This window comes from Enterococcus sp. AZ149 (assembly GCF_051714285.1).
Lineage (GTDB): Bacteria > Bacillota > Bacilli > Lactobacillales > Enterococcaceae > Enterococcus_D > Enterococcus_D entomosocium.
This window is the reverse complement of the sequence record NZ_JBIORO010000001.1, coordinates 2126515-2144865: the sequence shown is the minus strand read 5'-3', so window position 1 is coordinate 2144865 and position 18351 is coordinate 2126515. Positions and strand designations below refer to the sequence as shown.

General features: G+C 42.8%; 16 protein-coding genes. 12 read left to right on the top strand and 4 right to left on the bottom strand.

Annotated features, from left to right (window positions below; all coding sequences use genetic code 11):
* The first annotated feature begins 4 nt into the window (after window positions 1–4).
* The 5 genes from IGI94_RS10065 (at window position 5) to IGI94_RS10045 (ending at window position 6078) form a co-directional block, all read left to right on the top strand.
* Window positions 5–910 carry an ROK family protein gene (locus IGI94_RS10065; RefSeq protein ID WP_087663953.1) on the top strand — a complete coding sequence of 302 codons (906 nt, stop codon included), beginning with the start codon at window positions 5–7 and terminating at the stop codon, window positions 908–910.
* A complete protein-coding gene (locus IGI94_RS10060; protein WP_438899683.1) occupies window positions 903–2267 on the top strand; it encodes a glycoside hydrolase family 1 protein in 1365 nt (454 codons plus the stop codon). The genes IGI94_RS10065 and IGI94_RS10060 overlap by 8 nt, the downstream gene beginning before the upstream one ends.
* Window positions 2268–2270: 3 nt before the next feature.
* On the top strand, window positions 2271–3242 hold the full coding sequence (locus IGI94_RS10055; protein WP_061054302.1) for an alpha/beta hydrolase: 972 nt from the start codon (window positions 2271–2273) through the stop codon (window positions 3240–3242).
* Window positions 3243–3244: 2 nt separating this feature from the next.
* Window positions 3245–4945: a DUF4091 domain-containing protein gene (locus IGI94_RS10050; protein ID WP_438899682.1), complete on the top strand. Its 1701-nt coding sequence runs from the start codon at window positions 3245–3247 to the stop codon at window positions 4943–4945.
* Window positions 4946–5190: 245 nt separating this feature from the next.
* Window positions 5191–6078 carry an SDR family oxidoreductase gene (locus IGI94_RS10045; RefSeq protein ID WP_005235175.1) on the top strand — a complete coding sequence of 296 codons (888 nt, stop codon included), beginning with the start codon at window positions 5191–5193 and terminating at the stop codon, window positions 6076–6078.
* A gap of 81 nt (window positions 6079–6159) precedes the next feature.
* Here the strand turns inward: IGI94_RS10045 and IGI94_RS10040 are convergent, their stop codons facing one another.
* Window positions 6160–7665, bottom strand: coding sequence for a helix-turn-helix domain-containing protein (locus IGI94_RS10040; protein WP_438899681.1), 1506 nt, complete (start codon window positions 7663–7665; stop codon window positions 6160–6162).
* A gap of 139 nt (window positions 7666–7804) precedes the next feature.
* Here IGI94_RS10040 and IGI94_RS10035 point away from each other — a divergent pair, with 139 nt between their 5' ends.
* From IGI94_RS10035 to IGI94_RS10015, 5 genes are all read left to right on the top strand, one after another.
* Window positions 7805–8425 carry a WxL domain-containing protein gene (locus tag IGI94_RS10035; protein WP_438899680.1) on the top strand — a complete coding sequence of 207 codons (621 nt, stop codon included), beginning with the start codon at window positions 7805–7807 and terminating at the stop codon, window positions 8423–8425.
* A 16-nt stretch (window positions 8426–8441) separates the two neighbouring features.
* Window positions 8442–9491 (top strand): DUF916 and DUF3324 domain-containing protein, encoded by a 1050-nt coding sequence (locus IGI94_RS10030; protein WP_016620496.1) that lies wholly within the window; start codon window positions 8442–8444, stop codon window positions 9489–9491.
* An 18-nt stretch (window positions 9492–9509) separates the two neighbouring features.
* A complete protein-coding gene (locus IGI94_RS10025; RefSeq protein ID WP_438899679.1) occupies window positions 9510–11672 on the top strand; it encodes a lectin-like domain-containing protein in 2163 nt (720 codons plus the stop codon).
* 686 nt (window positions 11673–12358) lie between these two features.
* Window positions 12359–12727 carry a DUF7006 family protein gene (locus IGI94_RS10020; RefSeq protein WP_005235188.1) on the top strand — a complete coding sequence of 123 codons (369 nt, stop codon included), beginning with the start codon at window positions 12359–12361 and terminating at the stop codon, window positions 12725–12727.
* A gap of 278 nt (window positions 12728–13005) precedes the next feature.
* Window positions 13006–13368, top strand: a complete 363-nt coding sequence (locus tag IGI94_RS10015; protein WP_008378626.1) for a hypothetical protein — start codon at window positions 13006–13008, stop codon at window positions 13366–13368.
* A 50-nt stretch (window positions 13369–13418) separates the two neighbouring features.
* Here the strand turns inward: IGI94_RS10015 and IGI94_RS10010 are convergent, their stop codons facing one another.
* Window positions 13419–13853, bottom strand: a complete 435-nt coding sequence (locus tag IGI94_RS10010) for a MarR family winged helix-turn-helix transcriptional regulator (protein WP_061054296.1) — start codon at window positions 13851–13853, stop codon at window positions 13419–13421.
* A 58-nt stretch (window positions 13854–13911) separates the two neighbouring features.
* Window positions 13912–14322 carry an organic hydroperoxide resistance protein gene (locus tag IGI94_RS10005; protein ID WP_034872372.1) on the bottom strand — a complete coding sequence of 137 codons (411 nt, stop codon included), beginning with the start codon at window positions 14320–14322 and terminating at the stop codon, window positions 13912–13914.
* 185 nt (window positions 14323–14507) lie between these two features.
* Between IGI94_RS10005 and IGI94_RS10000 the strand changes: the two genes are divergently transcribed.
* Both IGI94_RS10000 and IGI94_RS09995 read left to right on the top strand, forming a co-directional pair.
* Entirely contained in the window at window positions 14508–14783 is a 276-nt protein-coding gene (locus IGI94_RS10000; protein WP_016620494.1) for a hypothetical protein, read from the top strand.
* Window positions 14780–15739: an SPFH domain-containing protein gene (locus IGI94_RS09995; protein WP_005235198.1), complete on the top strand. Its 960-nt coding sequence runs from the start codon at window positions 14780–14782 to the stop codon at window positions 15737–15739. Before IGI94_RS10000 ends, IGI94_RS09995 begins: the two co-directional genes overlap by 4 nt.
* 65 nt (window positions 15740–15804) lie before the next feature.
* Here IGI94_RS09995 and mprF read toward each other — a convergent pair whose 3' ends face one another.
* Window positions 15805–18351, bottom strand: coding sequence for a bifunctional lysylphosphatidylglycerol flippase/synthetase MprF (gene mprF / locus IGI94_RS09990; protein WP_005235200.1), 2547 nt, complete (start codon window positions 18349–18351; stop codon window positions 15805–15807).

Here is an 18351-nt window from a genome sequence, read left to right as displayed (position 1 = left end):
GGAAGTGGCACATTTGGTTTATTTAGGAATTGATATCGGTGGGACGCACATCAAAACGGGATGGGTTGAAAACAATGAAGTCACCGACGGACGAAGTTTTCCCACCCCGGCAACGCTGGCGGCATTTAGTGAAACTATCAAAACGATCCTCCAAAGCTATGCCCGTCAAGTTTCTTTCACGAAAGTGGCTATCGCAGTCCCTGGTTCAGTTAATGAAACAGGGACGGTCTTCTTTGGTGGTGCCTTGCCATACCTTGATGGGGTAAATTTGCCAGAATTGATCTGCCAGTTAAGCGATGGCATGGTGACAGAGGTTACTGTCGAAAACGACGCAAAAGCCGCCGCGCTAGGGGAAATGAAAGCCGGCAATCTGCAAGGGATCCAAAATGGTGCGGCGATCATTTTAGGAACCGGCGTGGGAGTTGGTCTTTGTCTCAATGGAAAACTCTATCGTGGGCATCATGGACAAGCTGGTGAAGTCAGTTTTATGATTCGTGACCGACAAATGAGAGGCGCGGACTCTTTTGTGGGGATCGGACTTTCGGCTGTCGGATTAATTGAGCGTTTGGCTGCTAGTATGGCTATCGCGCCTGATGGTCCTTTGGTCTTTGATACCCTTACGAAAACTGCTGATCCTGAGGCAGAGGCTTTATTTTTAACTTATACCAAAGAAGTCGCTGTCTTGTGTTTCGATCTTCAGTGTCTTTTAGCTCTGGAGAAAATCGTTATCGGTGGCGGGATCAGCCGTCAGCCACGCTTGATCGAAGCCATAGCTAGCAGCTATCAAGCTATTTTTAAAACCGCACCAATCATTGAGAAAACGCTGCAGCCAGTTGCGATCCAAGCCGCTTATTTTCAAGCGGACGCCAATTTGATCGGCGCAGCCAAGGAGGAACCGTGGGATGAGTAAATTTCCGGAAGCATTTTTGTGGGGAGCATCCACTAGTGCTTATCAAGTAGAGGGCGCATGGGCAGAAGACGGCAAAGGTCCCTCAGTGCAAGACATCAAAGAGATTCCGCAAGGGACCACTGATTTTAAAGTAGCATCAGATCACTATCATCGCTATGAAGAAGATGTGAAATTGTTTAAAGAATTAGGGTTAAAAGCCTATCGTTTTTCTATATCATGGAGTCGAGTCATGCCCGATGGTCAGGTCAACCCAGCAGGATTGGCGTTTTATCAAAACCTGATCGATCTGCTACTAGAAAACGAGATTCAACCAATCGTCACCGTATTCCATTTTGATCTGCCCGTTGCGATCGCGAAGCAAGGCGGGTGGGAAAACCGAGAGACGATCCAAGCATTTGCTGATTACTGCCAAGTACTGTTCGAAAACTTTGGCCATCAAGTCCCGCTATGGCAAACCATCAACGAGCAAAATGTGATGGCACTTGCTGGTTCGGTCATTGGGACAAGTCAAAAATCCATGAAAGAAAAATTTCAAGAAAATCATCATATGCTAGTGGCACAAGCATTGGTGACCCAACAGTTTCATGCCGGTAATTTTAGCGGCAAGATTGGCCCAGCACCGAATATCGCCAGTGTCTATCCAGCTTCTGAAAAACCAGCCGATCAGCTGGCAGCTCTTTCTATGAGTGCGCTGAGAAATTGGTTATTCCTAGATGCGGCTGTTTTCGGCACATACAACCATAACGCATGGCATTTGTTAGAGACGATTGGTGCAGCACCGACAGTCACTGAAGCAGATCGAAAGATTTTGGCGGCTGGAACATGTGATTACATCGCATTGAATTATTATAATACGATGACCGTCAGCAGCTATTTTCAAAAAGAGACAAAACTCGATCAACAGTCTGGTTTCGGGATTCCTGGCTTTTTCCAAGTAGTAGAAAACACCCATTTGCCCATGACTGAATTCGGTTGGCCTATTGATCCAGAAGGCTTTCGCTTTACGTTGAACGAAATCTATTCCCGTTATCGTCTGCCTCTTTTGATCACGGAAAACGGAATCGGTGCCAAGGATGTTTTGACAACTGATGGTAAAATCCACGATGATTATCGCATCGACTACTTGCAGCAGCACATAAAACAGATGGCATTGGCGATCGAAGACGGTGTCGATGTGATCGGCTATTGCCCGTGGAGTGCCATTGATCTCGTCAGTACTCACGAAGGCATCGCTAAACGGTACGGGTTTATCTATGTCAATCGTACGGACGATCAGCTGTTGGACTTGGCGCGATACAAGAAAGATAGTTTTTATTGGTATCAAAACGTTATCGATAAAAACGGGTTAGGAGAGTAAGCGATGTTTTTTCAGGAATATCTATTTGATCCAGAAGCGCAAGCCGGTTTGACAGTGTACCTGCATGAGGAAAAAGCCGAGTATGAACGGGTGGGCGATCGTCCGTTTGTCTTGGTGATTCCCGGTGGCGGCTACTCCTTTTGCAGTGAGCGGGAAGCTGAGCCAATTGCCTTAAATTTTGCTGCCCAAGGCTTTCACGCCGGGGTCTTACGCTATCATGTAGGGACACATCGCAGTTTCAGCCATTCCTTAGCAGATGCAGAAAAAGCGATTACTAAAATCCGAGAACTTGCAAGTGAATGGGGAATCGATGCCGAAAAAATCGCTGTGATCGGCTTTTCTGCCGGCGGCCATTTGGCAGCGGCGTTATCAACACTCTCCTCAATGAAACCGAGCTTATGTATTTTAGGCTACCCAGCGATATTGTCTTCATTTGCTACTGTGATGAAGATCGATGCCCCTTCATTAGAGGAATGTGTCACAAAAGATACGCCGCCCACCTTTTTGTTTTCAACCTTTGAAGACAATGTCGTTCCTATCGAAAATTCATTGGCGTATCTGCAGGCCCTAGAAGATCACGAGGTTCCCTTTGAAAGTCATATTTTCCAAAAAGGACGTCACGGTCTTTCTTTGGCGACCGAACGCTTCGGTAATCGTAAAGAAATGGTTGATCCACGTTTTGCCCGTTGGTTTGATGAATGCGTCGAATGGCTAGAGTTGAACTGGGCAGATAAAGTTGCCCAGCCAGCTTTGTTTCCTGATTTAGGGCAGTGGCCAATTCGGGCATTACTCGAGTCAGGTGAAAACAAACGCTTGCTGTTGCAGGCTTTTCCATCATGGGCAGACAAAAGCCGCTTAAAAATCGTAAAAAACATCAGCTTGCAGCAACTACTAACGATCATGCCAGAAGCTTTTGAGAATGTTTCTTATCAAGCGCTTGTTTTGCAGCTGATTGATCCTAGAAAGGAAGAGTAAAAATGAAAGCAATCCTGGTCCATGAAAGCTATAAGACTTCAACAGAATTGATCACCCAAGAGCCACAAGCGATTGAACAGTTATCAGCTGTTCGTAACAGTACTGCTGCTTGTCAGTTGCTGCTGCACGATGGCAACCGCAATCATTATATTATTGGCGACGAGTTTTCGATCCCCGATGAAATCGAGATTCCCATGATACGCGTTGAGATTTTTAGCGAATTGCCGGTCAAAGCGCAATTCGTCGACTATTATGTCGGTCAGCAGGAATTGGCGTACGCCGATAAATTACTTGAACGAACTGCCAAAACCTATCCTGGCGATCGCTTTGCGCCTCTTTATTTGGAGTGGCAGATCGATGAGACGATCAAACCGCAAGCTTATCCTGTGAAAATCAAGGTCTATCGGGCACATCTGACTAGCCAAGAGGAGTGCTTGTTAGAAAAGAACCTAACGATTGAAGTGGACGCTTTTACTTTTCCAAAAGATTATTTAGAGACGTTCCACTTAAATATGTGGCAGCAGCCCAGCAATTTGGCTCGCACCTTTGACGTTCCGTTATGGAGCGATGCCCACTTTGACTTGATCAAGGAAATGGCTGAGAGTCTCGCTGTGATCGGACAAAAAGCGATCACAGTGATCGCCGGAGAGATTCCTTGGAAGGGCTGGTTCAATTACATCGTCAAAGATTATCCCGCCAATTTATATGAGTATTCGATGGTAAAGGTCAAAAAGACGCCAGACGGAGAACTTTCCTGCGATTTTTCTGTGCTGACACGTTACCTTGATTGTTTTTTTGCTGCGGGTATCAAAGAAGAAATTGACGTGTTTGGTTTATTAGGGGTCTGGGAACCGCCATTTTTTCCGTTAGTCAACTTGGACCATCCAGAAAAATTGGTGATTCGCTTTTATGATGAAGGGAAAGGCGCCTTTGGCTTTATTCATCAAAAAGCTGAGTTGCAGGAGTATCTACGCCAAGTATTTGATTATTTTAAAGGAAAGAATCTGTGGGAGAAGGTTCGCATCGTTTCTGACGAACCGAAGAAACATCAAATCGACAGTTTCCGAGCCTCGTTAGCTGTTTTAAAAGAAATTGATCCGTCGATCCAGATCAAAGCTGCTTTTGATAAAGAAGACGTGTTATTTGAGCTGCTGCCAGTGATCGATCATCCTGTGACTTCCTATTACTGTACTTGCAACCATTACGAAACACTAGCACAAAGCCATCCGGGCAAGATGCAGTACTATGTCTGCAATTATCCGGACAAACCAAATACCTTTTTGCATAGTCCCCTGTTAGAGACGCGAATGCAAGGAATCTTATCGTATCAGTTCAAAACAGACGGCTTTCTGCGTTGGGCCTACAATTGCTGGCCAGAACATGCTCGGTCCGATATTCGGTACAATACGAGCACACTACCGATCGGTGATCTTTGTTTCGTCTATCCTGGCAATCACGGACATTTATTGTTGTCCCTAAGGTATAAACAACTACAGCGGGGGATTGAAGATTTCTATCTCTTGAAGACCGCTCAAGCTGCACAACCGCAGCAAACCGACGCCGTAGTAGCAGATTTTCTTAAAGTTACAGACACGAAACACTGGATGATCGACAGCCATCACAGTCATCCCGATGTTTTTCTACAGACCGCGGAGGAGATGGAGGCCTTTCATCGGGCTCTCCTCGAACTGCTAGAAAAGTAGCAAAATCAAACACTGCACCCAGAAATTTCACTACGATTTTCCAGAAGAATAGTGAGATACCTGTGGGCGTTTTCACTACTGATTCACGCAGCTTTTTCGTTTTACTAGGCATCTGTTTTCTTACAGATGCTTTTTTTCTGGTGAGCGTTTCGTTTTTCATTCCCTCCATCTTCCTTTACACTTTTAAGTAAGGTCATAACAAACTATGACAAATAGAAGTAGAAATAATCAAGGAGGAAACGAGCATGTCAGAAAAAATCAACAATCCGTTAACGAAGTATTATGATGGCAAATTTGAAAAACAGGTGCAAGAAGCACCGGCAATTCAAGGAAAGATGCAGCCAGTACCTGATTGCGGGGAAGAAAGCTACGCAGGTTCAGGCAAATTAGCTGGACGCAAAGCATTAGTGACCGGTGGTGATTCTGGTATTGGTCGAGCAGCAGCGATTGCTTTTGCCAAAGAAGGCGCCGATGTTGCAATCAACTATCTTCCTTTTGAAGAAGAAGACGCGCAAGAAGTCAAAGCAGTCATTGAAAAAGCTGGACGCAAAGCAGTTTTGATCCCAGGAGACTTGAAAGATGAAACTTTCGCTCGTCAATTGGTTCATGAAGCAGCCAAAGAATTAGGCGGGTTAGATACGTTGGTTCTAAATGCTGGGATGCAACAAGCGGTGAAGGACATCAAAGAGTTGACTACACAACAAATTCAAGATACCTTTACAACGAATATCATCTCGATGTATTGGACAGTCCAAGAAGCGTTGGATTATCTGCCAGCTGGTGGGAGCATCATCACGACCACTTCGATCCAAAGTGCGGAGCCTAGTGCCCATCTTTTAGACTATGCAGCCACGAAAGGTGCTATTACTTCCTTTAGTAAAGGGCTAGCTGCTCAATTAAGTGAAAAAGGCATTCGGGTCAATACGGTGGCTCCTGGTCCAATCTGGACACCACTTCAAATTTCGGGTGGACAGCCACAATCTGCGATCCCAGAATTTGGTCAAAAAGAACTGATGAAACGTGCTGGACAACCAGTCGAATTAGCACCAGTCTATGTTTTCTTAGCCTCTGATGAAGCAAGTTATGTAACTGGTCAAGTTTACAGTGTAACTGGCGGTAGCTTCTTCGCTTAAAATTCCTAGGACTAAAATAGTAGAAAAAAGCTCGAGCAAAGAGGCTCGGGCTTTTTTGCGGATGAAAATGGAATCGGCAACTTATTTTCCTTGTTCGGCAAACATCTTGGTCATCATCAGTTGATTGATCTTTGCAAAAACGGCTGCCCACTCTTGCTCGGCTTGCAGGTTAGACAGTAAGACTAATTTTTCGGAAAACATCACTTCTTCATAATTATCCGTGATCAATAAATCTGCGGCTTCCATTTGTTTGACGAAAGTCACAGAAGCTTTAGAATAAATCGAACGAATCCTCGTCTCAATCATTTGCTTTGTGCGGTATTGAATCGTCGTTTGAATATAGATCGACACGGTCGGGGGCGTATTCATCTGTGTTTCCAAATACAAGAGATGAGCCAGATAAGGCAACTGTGTCTGTTCAAAATACTCTTTATCCAAGTCAGCAAATGGATACTTTTCAACATGGGTCAGTAAAAGTGTGCAGATTGCTTCATAGGTTCTGTCTTTGGAAGGAGCATTTTCAGTCAACAGTTGGTGTTCTAGCTGCCACACTTCCAGAAGATCGATGCCGATAATGATCGATAGATTGAAGACCAGTAGACAGCTGCTTAATAATTTTTCGAATTCGGCGGCTTCCTGACTTGGAGCAAAGGTATCGTGCCAATCTTTGATCATTGCAGTGAAAAAGCGCACAAGATCAGTATCAGAATGTTTGATCTCTTGGATGATCGTTTGATTCTTTTCTTGGGGAACAACCCCTGGCAAAAAGACATGCAAAAAGAAATTCAAGTAAAGATACTCTGACTGAAGCATCTTTTCTGAGGCATAATCGGCACTCAAAAAAAGTGATTCGAGAATTTCTTCTGGTAAAAAACAATAGAAATTCATCAATCCCATGTATTTTTCAGGAATCGGCGGTAAATATTTTTTCTGGATCGTTCGGCTGACCACTGCTTGCCAAAATGCAGCGAGTTTATTTTTCGTCAACGGATCAAAGTGAGAAACAGCAAAGAATGCCGTAAATTCTTCGACATTTTTATGGGAAATACTCGGCAAAAGCCACAAATCAGCAGGCGCACTTTGGGTCAAGAAACTGTAGGTGAAAATACGGATATCAAGCTCTTTTCCAGCAAGAACGATGCGATTATTCAGGTCTGTTCGAATTCGGATTTGAAATTTTTCCAATAGTTGGTTGATTTTCTTGATCAACCGATACATATGCGATTGGCTGACATGCAAATCCAAACATAATTGAGTCAAGGTCATTTGCGGGCGCCCAATCAAGTAATGAATCAGGTTATATTGTGTGGAGTTGAGCAAGTAATGATACATCAATTGTGCATAGAAAGGTTCATCATCTTCTGTTCGATCAAGAAAATACTGATTGTAATGATTTTTTGATAGAAGCAGGTGAGGTGAGAGCAGTTGCAAATCTTCATTTAAAAAATAGATATATTTTTGCAGGCTTTTTTGCGGGATATTCAAAACTTCTGACAGTTGGACCAATGTCACTCCGTTGGAATTGCAGACAACTTTGAAAATCTCTAATTTCTTTTCTTCTGCGGGAGAAATGAATTCTCGATACATAAGGGATTCTCCTTTTTGGCGTTTTTTTTACGCTAAATCTGTGAACCGTATGATAACCATGATGGATTATACTTATGATAGATGAGAATAGAATGAAAAAACACCAATTAAATTATTATTTTTTAAGGTTGTTTTTTCGATGACCCTCGGTTTCTCATTAAAAAAAGTGAAGGAAGAGATGAAAATGAACAAAAAGGTACGAATGTTAGGTTTGGTCGGAATGGGTTTAGGAATGGCGCCCACTGCGGCAGCTGCAGCAGAAGCGAATCCAACGGCTTCAATGACGAGTCAAGCAACACTAACGATCGAACAAGGAATCTTGTCACTGGATCAGGTGACTAATTTTAACTTCGGTACAAGCAGTATCCAAGAGATCGCTACCGATGAACAAGTGATTCAAACAACGTCAAATGAAGTGACATCGATCACAGATTACCGTGGGCCGAATCAAGCTGGCTGGCAGTTGACGGCGCAATTATCGAAAATGACGAATGCCAGCGATAACGAGCTGGCAAATGCCAAAGTCACTTTAAATGGTACAACGGCTTCAGGCGATGCAGCGCTAGTCTCGGGCACCGAATTGATGGTAGGGGCAACAGATCCAACGCTGATTGCTTCTGCTAATGGCACAACTGGCTTAGCAACCAATGATTTTAACTTTTCCAATGCTTCATTAACCGTACCAAAACAAAATGTGAACAGCGGCACTTATAGTGGAACGATCACTTGGACCTTATCAAACACCTATCAAGCAGAATAGCAAGGAAAGGGCGACAATGAAAAAACAAATCAAGTGCTTCGTACTCATTAGTTTCTTTATCAGTTTGTGTTGCTTTACGAAAGTCACCGGTCATGCACAGACCACACGGTTCACTGTAACCCCAGAACTTCCCCAAAATCAAGTCAGTGACGTCAGTTATTTCGACTTACTGGTAAATCATGAGACCGAACAGAATTTGACCGTTGCCCTTCATAATACAAGTTCAGAGCCGTTGACCATTAAAGCAGCAGCACTAAATAGTTATACGGCCTCTACTGGGATCATCGCGTACCAAGCAGAACAGACCGCCGAAGAGAACCAAGGAATCTCGTTTAGTCAATTGATTGAAAATCCGAGACAGACGATCCAGCTTGACCCTGGAGAAAGTCGTCAGGTCCATTTTACCCTTTCAATGAAGGCAAAAGAATTTGCAGGAGAAATACTTGGTGTGTTTGACTTTGAAGAAGAACCGGCGGAAACAACTGAAAGTCAGCAAACAAATCTGCAAGCCAACTATAAAATTCAACAAGGGATCCGCTTGCGTCAGAATGTAGCAACCATGCCTGACCCCCAGTTGTCTTTGGTCAATTCTGAGGCGGTGGAAAGATATGGTTCTACAGCTCTCAAAAGTAGGATCCGCAATGATCAGCCCACAGCCTTTGGCAACATCACTGTCAAAACAGTGATACGTGAGCAAGATAGCGGCAACAAGGTCGGTGGGTTTTCTGCAGAGAATTTTCAAATAGCTCCGAATTCGGTTTTGGAGCTGTTTAGTGCCTTTGATCAGAACATTCTCGAACCGGGGACCTATCTATTACGGATTGAGTTGAATGCGCCTAAAGGAACATGGGTGTTTGAGGATTCGGTGGTGGTTGATCGCAAGCAAGCCAACCTTATCAACCGTCAGACAACGTTAGGTGCAGCGTATCTTCAAAAACAGTACTGGCTCTATGCAGGAGGGCTACTTCTCTTCCTGTTTGTCCTACTTCTCTTGTTCATTTTATATAGGAGACGTAAAAAAGCAGAAGCAGATGTTAGGCTGTCAGTGCAAGAAGAATCAGAATGAAGAAAGCGGAGGACAGTGATGAAAAAGTTTGGCATTATCCGATGGGGCTATGTGTTCTTTTTTAGCATTTTGCTGCTATGTGGGAAACAAGAAATCGTCCATGCTGCGGTATCTGCGCCAGATTTTCCTACGTTAGCGATTGACGATTCTCTGATCACTCCTGTGGGACAAGCGGGGTCGCCACAAGGGGAACCGGGCGTTAATTATGTTCAGATTAATGATGGAGCTACTACCAACTCCAGTGGTGGTGTCTGGTTCAATAAGCCGGTTTCTTTTACTCGCTCTTTTCGGTTAGAAATGGCATTTTGTATCGATAATACAGCAACGGACAGCGATGGGCTCGCTTTTGTGATGCAAAGCAATGGCTTAAATGCGCTGGCAGAACAAGCAGGACCGACGATTGGCGTCTGGTCAAATACAGGAGGAACGACTCCTTTAAATACGGGGGCAATCCCGCAAAGTTTTGCGATTGAATTCGATACGTTCTATAATAATGCCGGTTTGACTGGGGACGGTATGATGGATCGCGATGTTCCTTCCGGCCATCATATCGCATGGAATTTTCCCGGCTCAAATGACGCATATACCACCGATGGCTGGCTGATTATCGATAAAGTCTTAAATCATCGTGATACGGTATCAGTAAGTGATATTTCCGATGGGGTGTGGCATAGTTTTACAGTAGTTTTTGATCAGCCAACGCAAACGTTGCGTTACACCGTACCAGATTTCGGTGTTGATGTGACGGTACCTGTTGATGACACCTTCAAATCAAATTTGAACCTGACTAATAGTGCACCGGTCTATTTTGGTTTTACTGGTGCAAACGGGGGCTATGTTCAAGAAAAAGCAGTGGCGTTTGTCGATGTTGAAGGATTAGTAGAACTTGAGATGCGAACCGGTGTTTTTGAAAAAGACCCAGTCAAACTATTGTTGGATACTGGTACGACACTTTCCCAGCAAGCCACTGTCGACAATAGCAAAACCATTACTTATGCGACCTATCTCTCCTATAAAAGCACCAGTGATCTAGCTGACTTGGAATCGGGAATCTTGCTCTCATCGCTTTTTCCAGAAGGACTATCATTAGTTCCCGAGGCGGTTTATTTTGGAAAAGCCAGTGAAATCATGGTTAATGGCATGCCGGAAGGCGGAACTGCCTTACCTTTTGTCATTGAAAATGGGCAATTGGTTGCGACACTGCCTGACATGGTCAAAGGGAATGAATACATCGTTCACTTTTCCGTCAATTACACAGAAGCGCCGCTCAATCAGAATTTAGATATAGCCATCCCTGTCCAAACTGTTTTTAATGGAAATGCTTTTGTTTCCAGTATGACGTCAGGTGATCCAGAAATTCATTATTATCAAATGACTGGAATCTTTCCACCAACGCTTACAACAGGTTCGGCGTCATTGGCAGAAGCAAAAGCAGACCTGCAGATCGTGCGGCAAAAGCGCAATTCCTATATACCGATCACGATTGATGACCAAAACTCGACCCAAGCCAAAATATATGTCACGGAGTTCTTTACGGAGGATGTGACAATCACCGAAACCGATTTCTCTGAAGCAGCGTTGGTTGAACGGGGAACATTGTCGGAGCCGCTAACGGATACATTGGTGTTAGACACCGAAGAACTAGAACCAGGCACAACCTATTATCTGGCTTCCTATGTGATCGATACAGAAGGCAATCGATCGGCGACACGTTATTATGGCATTGACTTTCGAGGGATCGTGGTATTTGAGCGTGCGCCTGCTTCAATCAACGCAGCGGCAGTGACCTTGAATGAACTCGCACGATCCATCAGAGACGATGGCTTTGCTTATTTAACGATTTCTTTTGATCAAGAAGCTCTTTTGTCTGTCAGCAATACCAGCGAAGGGACCTGGCAGTTAAGTGGACAGATAAAGGATTTTATGCAAGAGCAGCAACTATTGGCAGAGGAAATTCAGTTGGTACTCTATGATCCGGTGACCAATCAGCTGGTGGCTTCTGTCACTTCTGAAGAGCAAGTGATTTTCCAGCAGGAGCCAACAGGAGCAACGGACTTAACCTTGGATCTTCAGGAATATGATTGCTACTTTCGCTTTGTCCCCAAGTTAGATTTGATTTTACCAGGTACCTATACAGGCACAGTCGACTGGCTGTTGGAGAGTACAATCATTAATGAATAGCAAAAAAAAACGCCTAGAAGGCGTTTTTTTCGTCTAAAAGTTTAAGTCGGTCCCTTTAACTTTGGCGACTTTTCGCAATTTTTAAAACTAATGATAGGCCTGCTAAAGCAAAACTGCCGTATTTAACGAATTTTTCCAAGGATTCTAAGGTTTGCTGTTTTTTGTGTTTGCAGTCTGGACAGTTTTTTTCATGGGCATTCATTTTTTTTCCACATTTACAATGACTCTTCATCTGTGATCCACTCCTCGTTTCGTTTTATTTTGATGACTTTCTATAATTTAATTATACATGTTGTATAAGGTTCTGTCTGAAATTATGCTGTGTAAGACGTTTGTTAAAATGAGAAAAAACCTACGTTTATTGGGGGAGGCGTAGAAGTGTGTAATTGCGAGGATATTGGCAGTTACAGAGCCCGATGGGTAGGAATCGCTATAGATAAAAAAGGAAGGAAATCTGACAATTTTCTCATTTTCGATAGGTGCTGAATCGCTTTGCTTATCAGTTTAGCAAAATTTTGCTATTGTGGAGTAAGATTAGGGGACAAGAAAAGACGCTTCTCTTTTTTTTCTATATTCTATCCTTAATCTGAGAACGAAAATCACCGATAGTATGCTATATATAAGAACAAGGAGCCATCCTTGACAATGTCGAATATGGCATTTGAATGAAAGGATTGATGAAATAAGTGATTTCTTCAATAATTTATACCGATACAAAGGCTTATTTAGATAAAGTGCTAGACCAAGCACTGTTGGATCTACTAAAATCTGATTATCCTAAAGTCTATGAACACGTGCAAAACTTGATTGTTGCTATGGAACAAACGATCCAACAAATTGACAGCACAAATTTTTGGCGGTTGATGCCGGAAATTTTAGGCTATGATTCTCGCTTTGTTTTGTTGAACTCGCTGCAATTGTCAGAAGACAAACTGTTGACGGAAATCGAGATTATTCAGATGATCGAACGTGATTTTCCGAATTTGAATAAAGAATTTTGTGGCTATTCCTTAAAAGAACAAGAGCATGAGAGTTTGATCTTCAGTGTTCAATAAACACTTCTCGTAGGAATATCAAGTAGAGTAAGAAAACGACTAGCTGATCTAGTCGTTTTTTTTTATCAAGAAAAAGAATAATTAAACATGTTATTTATCATTAAAATAAAAATTATTTTGAAATTATGAGTAAAATAGATTATTATTGGTATATAATCCTTTTAGTGAAAGAAAAAACAATCGAAAAAAGGAAGAGGAAAGCCAGCTGACTGAAATAGCTGCGATTTTTTTAATTTAGAAAATAAGAACCAGCCTCATCGGCATGGAAAGGAGCAATTATGGATTACTTGAGTTTTTCAAAAAAAGAGTGGGAAGTCTTAGTTTGTTTTTGGGCTGTGGATGAACCTCTGTGCTGTACAGAATTTAGTGAACGTTTCGGCTTAAACCGTAACACATCACTGTCCGTGATTCGCAAGTTAGTAAACAAAGGAGTTCTGGAGATTGCAAGTATCAAAATGAGCGGATCAGTCTTGGCTCGTCGCTTTCAGCCAGCTGTAAGTGAATTGGAGATATTACAGACAGGCCTAACCGATGACCAGATTTTTGAATTAGTGAAAATCGCCATCAGAAAAATCGAAGATCCTGAACAATTAACCCAGTTGCTAAATGTGATTGGTGAATTGAAAACTAAAGCTTCTTAAAGAATACTCGTTTGCATGATAAAAAAATGATCCGCTGTGAAAACAGCGGATCATTTTTCTTGTTCTTGAAATCTTTGTACCATTTTTGTCGTCAATTGATGGAGCACGGACAGTTCTTCCGGTTCAAGAGGCAAGAATTCGGTCACTTTGTAGGGGATCTCTAACGCTTGTTCATGAAGCGCTTTGCCTGAGTCAGTCAATGTGACCCGCAAAGAACGTTCATCGTCTTGATTTCGATTTCTTGCTAGGTAGCCTTTTGCTTCAAGCTTTTTTAAAACCGGTGTCAGTGTGCCAGAGTCGAGACATAATTGCTTCCCCAATGCTTTGACACTGATCGCTTCATCTTCCCATAACACCAACATCACTAAATATTGGGTATAGGTCAAATTCAACGGGTCCAGTAAGTCTTTGTACTGTTTGATAATTTCTTTTGAAGCGGCGTATAGAGGAAAACACAATTGGTTTTCTAACGCTAAGACATTCATGTTTTCACCCCTTTTTCTAATATCCGCCTCTTATCATAGCTGTTTTTTCAACGAAAGTCTACTCGCTAACGGCTTTGACAGTCACTTCAATGTTGCCAGCTGTGGCTTTTGAATAAGGACATACGGTATGAGCGATCTCAAGCAATTCTTGTGTTTCTTCTGTTGACAATCCTTCGATTTGACCTTCGATCTCAACACCCAAGACAAAACTGGATTCGCTTTCTGCGTATAAGGTCACTTGTGCGCTCACCGTAGAAGCACCATCGATTCCTTTGCTGCTTTTCACCAATTCAAGGGCACTGTTGAAGCAAGCACTAAAACCAGCTGCAAAAAGTTGTTCTGGATTGGTAGCATTTTCGACACGTTTGCCAGGTGCAGTGATGTTTAGCTCAAATGAATGATCGGGACTGTGTACTTCTCCTGAACGGCCACCAGTGTTGATCATTTTAGTCGAATACATTTTTTTCATCATTTCTTCACTCCTGATTTTTATATTTTGTACAATTAAATTGTATGCAATTTAATTGAAAAATGCAAGGAATTGGTTTTCGTTCTATGTTTTTTTTCTAAAAAAAACCGGAATCAGCATAAGTTTACTGTTCTCTTGGGTGAAACGTGCTATCATAGTTAGTAACACTTGTAATAGATTAACAAATGAGTTTGAAGCTTCAAATTTACTGCATGAAGGCAAAGAGGGTGAAAATCATCGTAGATTATATGGAAAAACGAGCGGTAGGGCGCTATTTTCGATCGTTGACGGATCATTATTCAGGCTATATACGGCTTTATGGCACCTATACAGAATATCGGGTGATTGCAGGGATTCCTGCTGAAAATGTCATGTTAGAGATTATCGGGGTTGAAAACGGTGTCTTATTGACCCGTGTAAACAATACATTATTTGAAAATGGAAGAGGGTTTTTACAATGATCATTATCCAAATTATTTTAGTTATTTTAGTATTAGTGATTCTGATTTGGCTGATTGCAAGCACTGCTGTGATCGTTCGTCAAGGGGAAGTCAAAGTTGTCGAAAGTTTTGGGAAGTACGTTCGAACGTTGGAACCAGGGCTTCATTTTCTTGTTCCGATTTTGTATACAGTTAGAGAAAGAGTGTCCTTGAAACAGATTCCTTTGGAGATCGAACCCCAAAGTGCAATCACAAAAGATAATGTAATCGTTCAAATTGATGAAGCAATCAAATACCATGTCACAGATGTGCGTGCCTTTGTCTACGAAAATGAAAACTCCGTTGTTTCAATGATCCAAGATGCCCAATCTAACTTGCGGGGAATCATCGGGAAAATGGATTTAAATGAAGTTTTAAATGGGACTGAAGAAATCAACGTAGCATTGTTTACTTCAATCAAAGATATCACGGCAGGCTATGGGTTAGCGATCGACCGAATCAACATTGGGGAAATCAAAGTTTCGCAAGAAATCATTGAATCAATGAACAAATTGATCACTGCCTCTAGAGACAAAGAATCGATGATCACAAGAGCCCAAGGTGAGAAATCTTCTTCAGTCTTGAGTGCAGAAGCCAAAGCTTCTCAAATGACGATCGACGCCGAAGCCCGAGCGGAACAAACTCAAATCGATGCCGAGGCGCGGGCAAAGCGTGTACGGATTGATGCCGAGGCGGAAGCAGAACGAATCGCGAAAATCACTGAAGCTGAACGCAAACGGATTTTAGCCATCAATGAAGCAATCAAAGAAAGCCAGCTCGACGAGCGCTCACTATCATATCTAGGGATCGAAGCCTTCAGAGATGTGGTGAATAGCAATACCAATACGGTCATTCTGCCATCAAATATGACGGAACTGGGAAATATTCCAGTCGTCAAACAACTTTGGGAAAATGCACCATCTAAATCGGCTGAATAAGTTAAGCACAACAATTGAAAAAGGTTCCCATACTCCGAAAAGAAAGAGGAGTATGGGAACCTTTTTTACTTCGTTTTTTCCGCCGATTGATTATCGACGATCAAGAGGGCCATCATGACATACCCGATCCAACTATCCCGAGAGTATAAAATGTAGCGAGGGGACCAAGAAGCGGCATATTTCTGTTTGTATTCGCGTAACCCTTCAAAAGAATAGAAACGAGAACCAAAGGTGTAAACGAGATAGGCGATCCGCTCTTGCAAGAAACTGCTGCGGAAAGTACCAACGTTGGCTAATGGTGCCATGCCTAAATCAAATTGTTGGTAGCCTTGTTCTTTAAAATAGTCGAATAGCTGAATAAACAAGAAATCCATCGTTCCATTCGGCGCTTTTTCAGGATCGTGGCGCATCAAATCAATGGATGCTAGGCCTGTTTGATAGGTGGGCATAAAGGAAGCGAATGCGACGATCTCCTGTTGCTGATTTCGGACGACAGCAATTGGTGCGGTGCTTAGATAGGATTCTGAAAAGAACCCAAGGGAGAACCCTTTTTCTTTCCGTCCATCTAGCCAGTTGTCAGAAATTTCCTTAAGCGTTGCAAATGTTTCGGCTGAAAAGGGTGGGGTGAGCACATCAAAAGTAAAGCCTTCTTTAGTAATCTTATTGTTCAATGCTCGCTGTCCCTTCATTTTCTTTCCTGAGAGGGTGAAGCTAGGTAGATCCACATAAGCTTTCTCACCGAATTTGATAAAGTCATACCCAAATTCATGCAGCAGCATCACCATTTCTTCACTACTTTCATAAAAGACCGGCAGATAATTCCATTGATCCATTTCTGTTAAGAAAGTTTCCAGTGCCTGTGGAAAGTCTGCTTGCTTCCCAGAAGGATCCCCCATGACTAAACATTTGTTATTAAAGGTCGTAAATTGAAAAAAGACCGTCGGCTCGCCAATTTCTGGATACACGTATACTTTCTTGTCTTTTAGATACACCAGATGGCTGTCGCTGTTGCCACCGTAAGTATTTAAAACATGTTTCACTTTATCAGTGGCAGCACTGACGCCTAATTGGTGTTTTGGTCCCATCAAGTACCGGGCAAACAGCAGCATCGCAATGGCGACGAATAAAATCGCAACGAACCCTTGCAGCCATAATTTTTCAGAAGGGAAAAGCAAAAAATCCATCGAATGGTGATGCGTTGGATGTCGATTGATATGAGGCATATTGTAGACCCCGATAATGACATAGAGGATCGTCAACGAACCAATTAACAAACCATCGATCGTCAGCCATTCCCACGAGAAGACGAGTTGTTTACGGAACAACTCGCTTTTTGAAAAAATCATGATTGCTAATAATAATAGAAGAAACAGCATGGTCGAAAAACGGAAGCCCGCAAAAATAGCATAACCGATTGTTGCTGCAATCAACAAAAGCGTCGGCACGTACGCGCGACTGACACGGGCAGATATCCCTCGACCGGCAATTAAAAAGAGGTAACCGAGAAAAATACTCGGGTACTGCATCACAAAATTCAAGCGAATCGGATTGAGGTGGGCTAACCATTTGATTTGATCAAAGGCTTCTGGAATCGTGGCGGAGAGCACCAACATCGTTCCCGTCAAATAAAGCAGCAACACTTCGATCTTGTGGAACACTTCCAACAACAAGCTTTTTGGAATACCAGAAAAGCGCTGGTTGAGGGAGACGCCGACATTTTTTGAGAAAAAAAGCAAACCGATCAAAAAGGGAATGATGTAATAAAACAGGCGGAAAAGCAACAGCCAAGCAATGACACTTTCACGGGGAATCTGCAGTGAGCCCATTCCCATGATCATCATTACATCAAAGGTTCCAAGTTCTCCGGGAATCATCGAAACGATCCCAATCACGGAGGCAGCGATGAAAAGTGGCAACAATTGAAACACATCCACCGAGATGCCCATCAAGAGACCAGTCGTAAAGAAGGCTGCAAAAACACCTAGCCATTCTAATAAGGAAGCGGCGATCAACTGCAGACGATCACGCCGTTGCAGTCCACCTAAGTAAGCATTTTTTTTGGAAAAACTAAGGGCATAGACAACTGGAAAATAAAGACTACCGCCTAAAAGCCAGATCCAATACTGTTGCAGATAATCTGTCGTTGGACCAAATAAGACGAAGGCTAGTGCAGCAAGGGATAAAATCGAAAGACCAGACATCAGGTAAATAAAAATCTTCGAAATTGCTTGGGCAACTTCTTTGCCTTTTTTTCCTTTGCCGTAAAATTCCGAGCGTAATCCGATGCTGATGAAGCCGCCGAAGCCGATTAAGTTGTTCATAGTGTTGATGATCCAGCTGGTTTCCAGCAAATAACGGCGATCAGGTTTGTCCCCTAATAGGCGGTTCAAGACAATGTCATATAAGACCATTGGCAAGACACATAATAACCCAATGACAGCCATTAATGCCACTCGCCAAAGTGCCAGTTGCGCAAACAACTCTTTTAATTGATCAATGGAGATCGTCTTGCTTAATGAAAGCAGTTCGCCCAACACGATCACGGCTACTGCAATCAAGAAGAGTGTTTTAAACAGTGAGCGGTGGTCGCGGAGCCAAGTAAAGATTCTCAT

Bases quoted from the DNA above. Each gene is read 5' to 3' on its own strand.
- IGI94_RS10060 (WP_438899683.1), top strand. From the start codon at position 903: ATGAGTAAATTTCCGGAAGCATTTTTGTGGGGAGCATCCACTAGTGCT.
- IGI94_RS10055 (WP_061054302.1), top strand. From the start codon at position 2,271: ATGTTTTTTCAGGAATATCTATTTGATCCAGAAGCGCAAGCCGGTTTG.
- IGI94_RS10050 (WP_438899682.1), top strand. From the start codon at position 3,245: ATGAAAGCAATCCTGGTCCATGAAAGCTATAAGACTTCAACAGAATTG.
- IGI94_RS10045 (WP_005235175.1), top strand. From the start codon at position 5,191: ATGTCAGAAAAAATCAACAATCCGTTAACGAAGTATTATGATGGCAAA.
- IGI94_RS10040 (WP_438899681.1), bottom strand. From the start codon at position 7,665: ATGTATCGAGAATTCATTTCTCCCGCAGAAGAAAAGAAATTAGAGATT.
- IGI94_RS10035 (WP_438899680.1), top strand. From the start codon at position 7,805: ATGACCCTCGGTTTCTCATTAAAAAAAGTGAAGGAAGAGATGAAAATG.
- IGI94_RS10030 (WP_016620496.1), top strand. From the start codon at position 8,442: ATGAAAAAACAAATCAAGTGCTTCGTACTCATTAGTTTCTTTATCAGT.
- IGI94_RS10025 (WP_438899679.1), top strand. From the start codon at position 9,510: ATGAAAAAGTTTGGCATTATCCGATGGGGCTATGTGTTCTTTTTTAGC.
- IGI94_RS10015 (WP_008378626.1), top strand. From the start codon at position 13,006: ATGGATTACTTGAGTTTTTCAAAAAAAGAGTGGGAAGTCTTAGTTTGT.
- IGI94_RS10010 (WP_061054296.1), bottom strand. From the start codon at position 13,853: ATGAATGTCTTAGCGTTAGAAAACCAATTGTGTTTTCCTCTATACGCC.
- IGI94_RS10005 (WP_034872372.1), bottom strand. From the start codon at position 14,322: ATGAAAAAAATGTATTCGACTAAAATGATCAACACTGGTGGCCGTTCA.
- IGI94_RS10000 (WP_016620494.1), top strand. From the start codon at position 14,508: ATGAGTTTGAAGCTTCAAATTTACTGCATGAAGGCAAAGAGGGTGAAA.
- IGI94_RS09995 (WP_005235198.1), top strand. From the start codon at position 14,780: ATGATCATTATCCAAATTATTTTAGTTATTTTAGTATTAGTGATTCTG.
- mprF (WP_005235200.1), bottom strand. From the start codon at position 18,351: ATGAGAATCTTTACTTGGCTCCGCGACCACCGCTCACTGTTTAAAACA.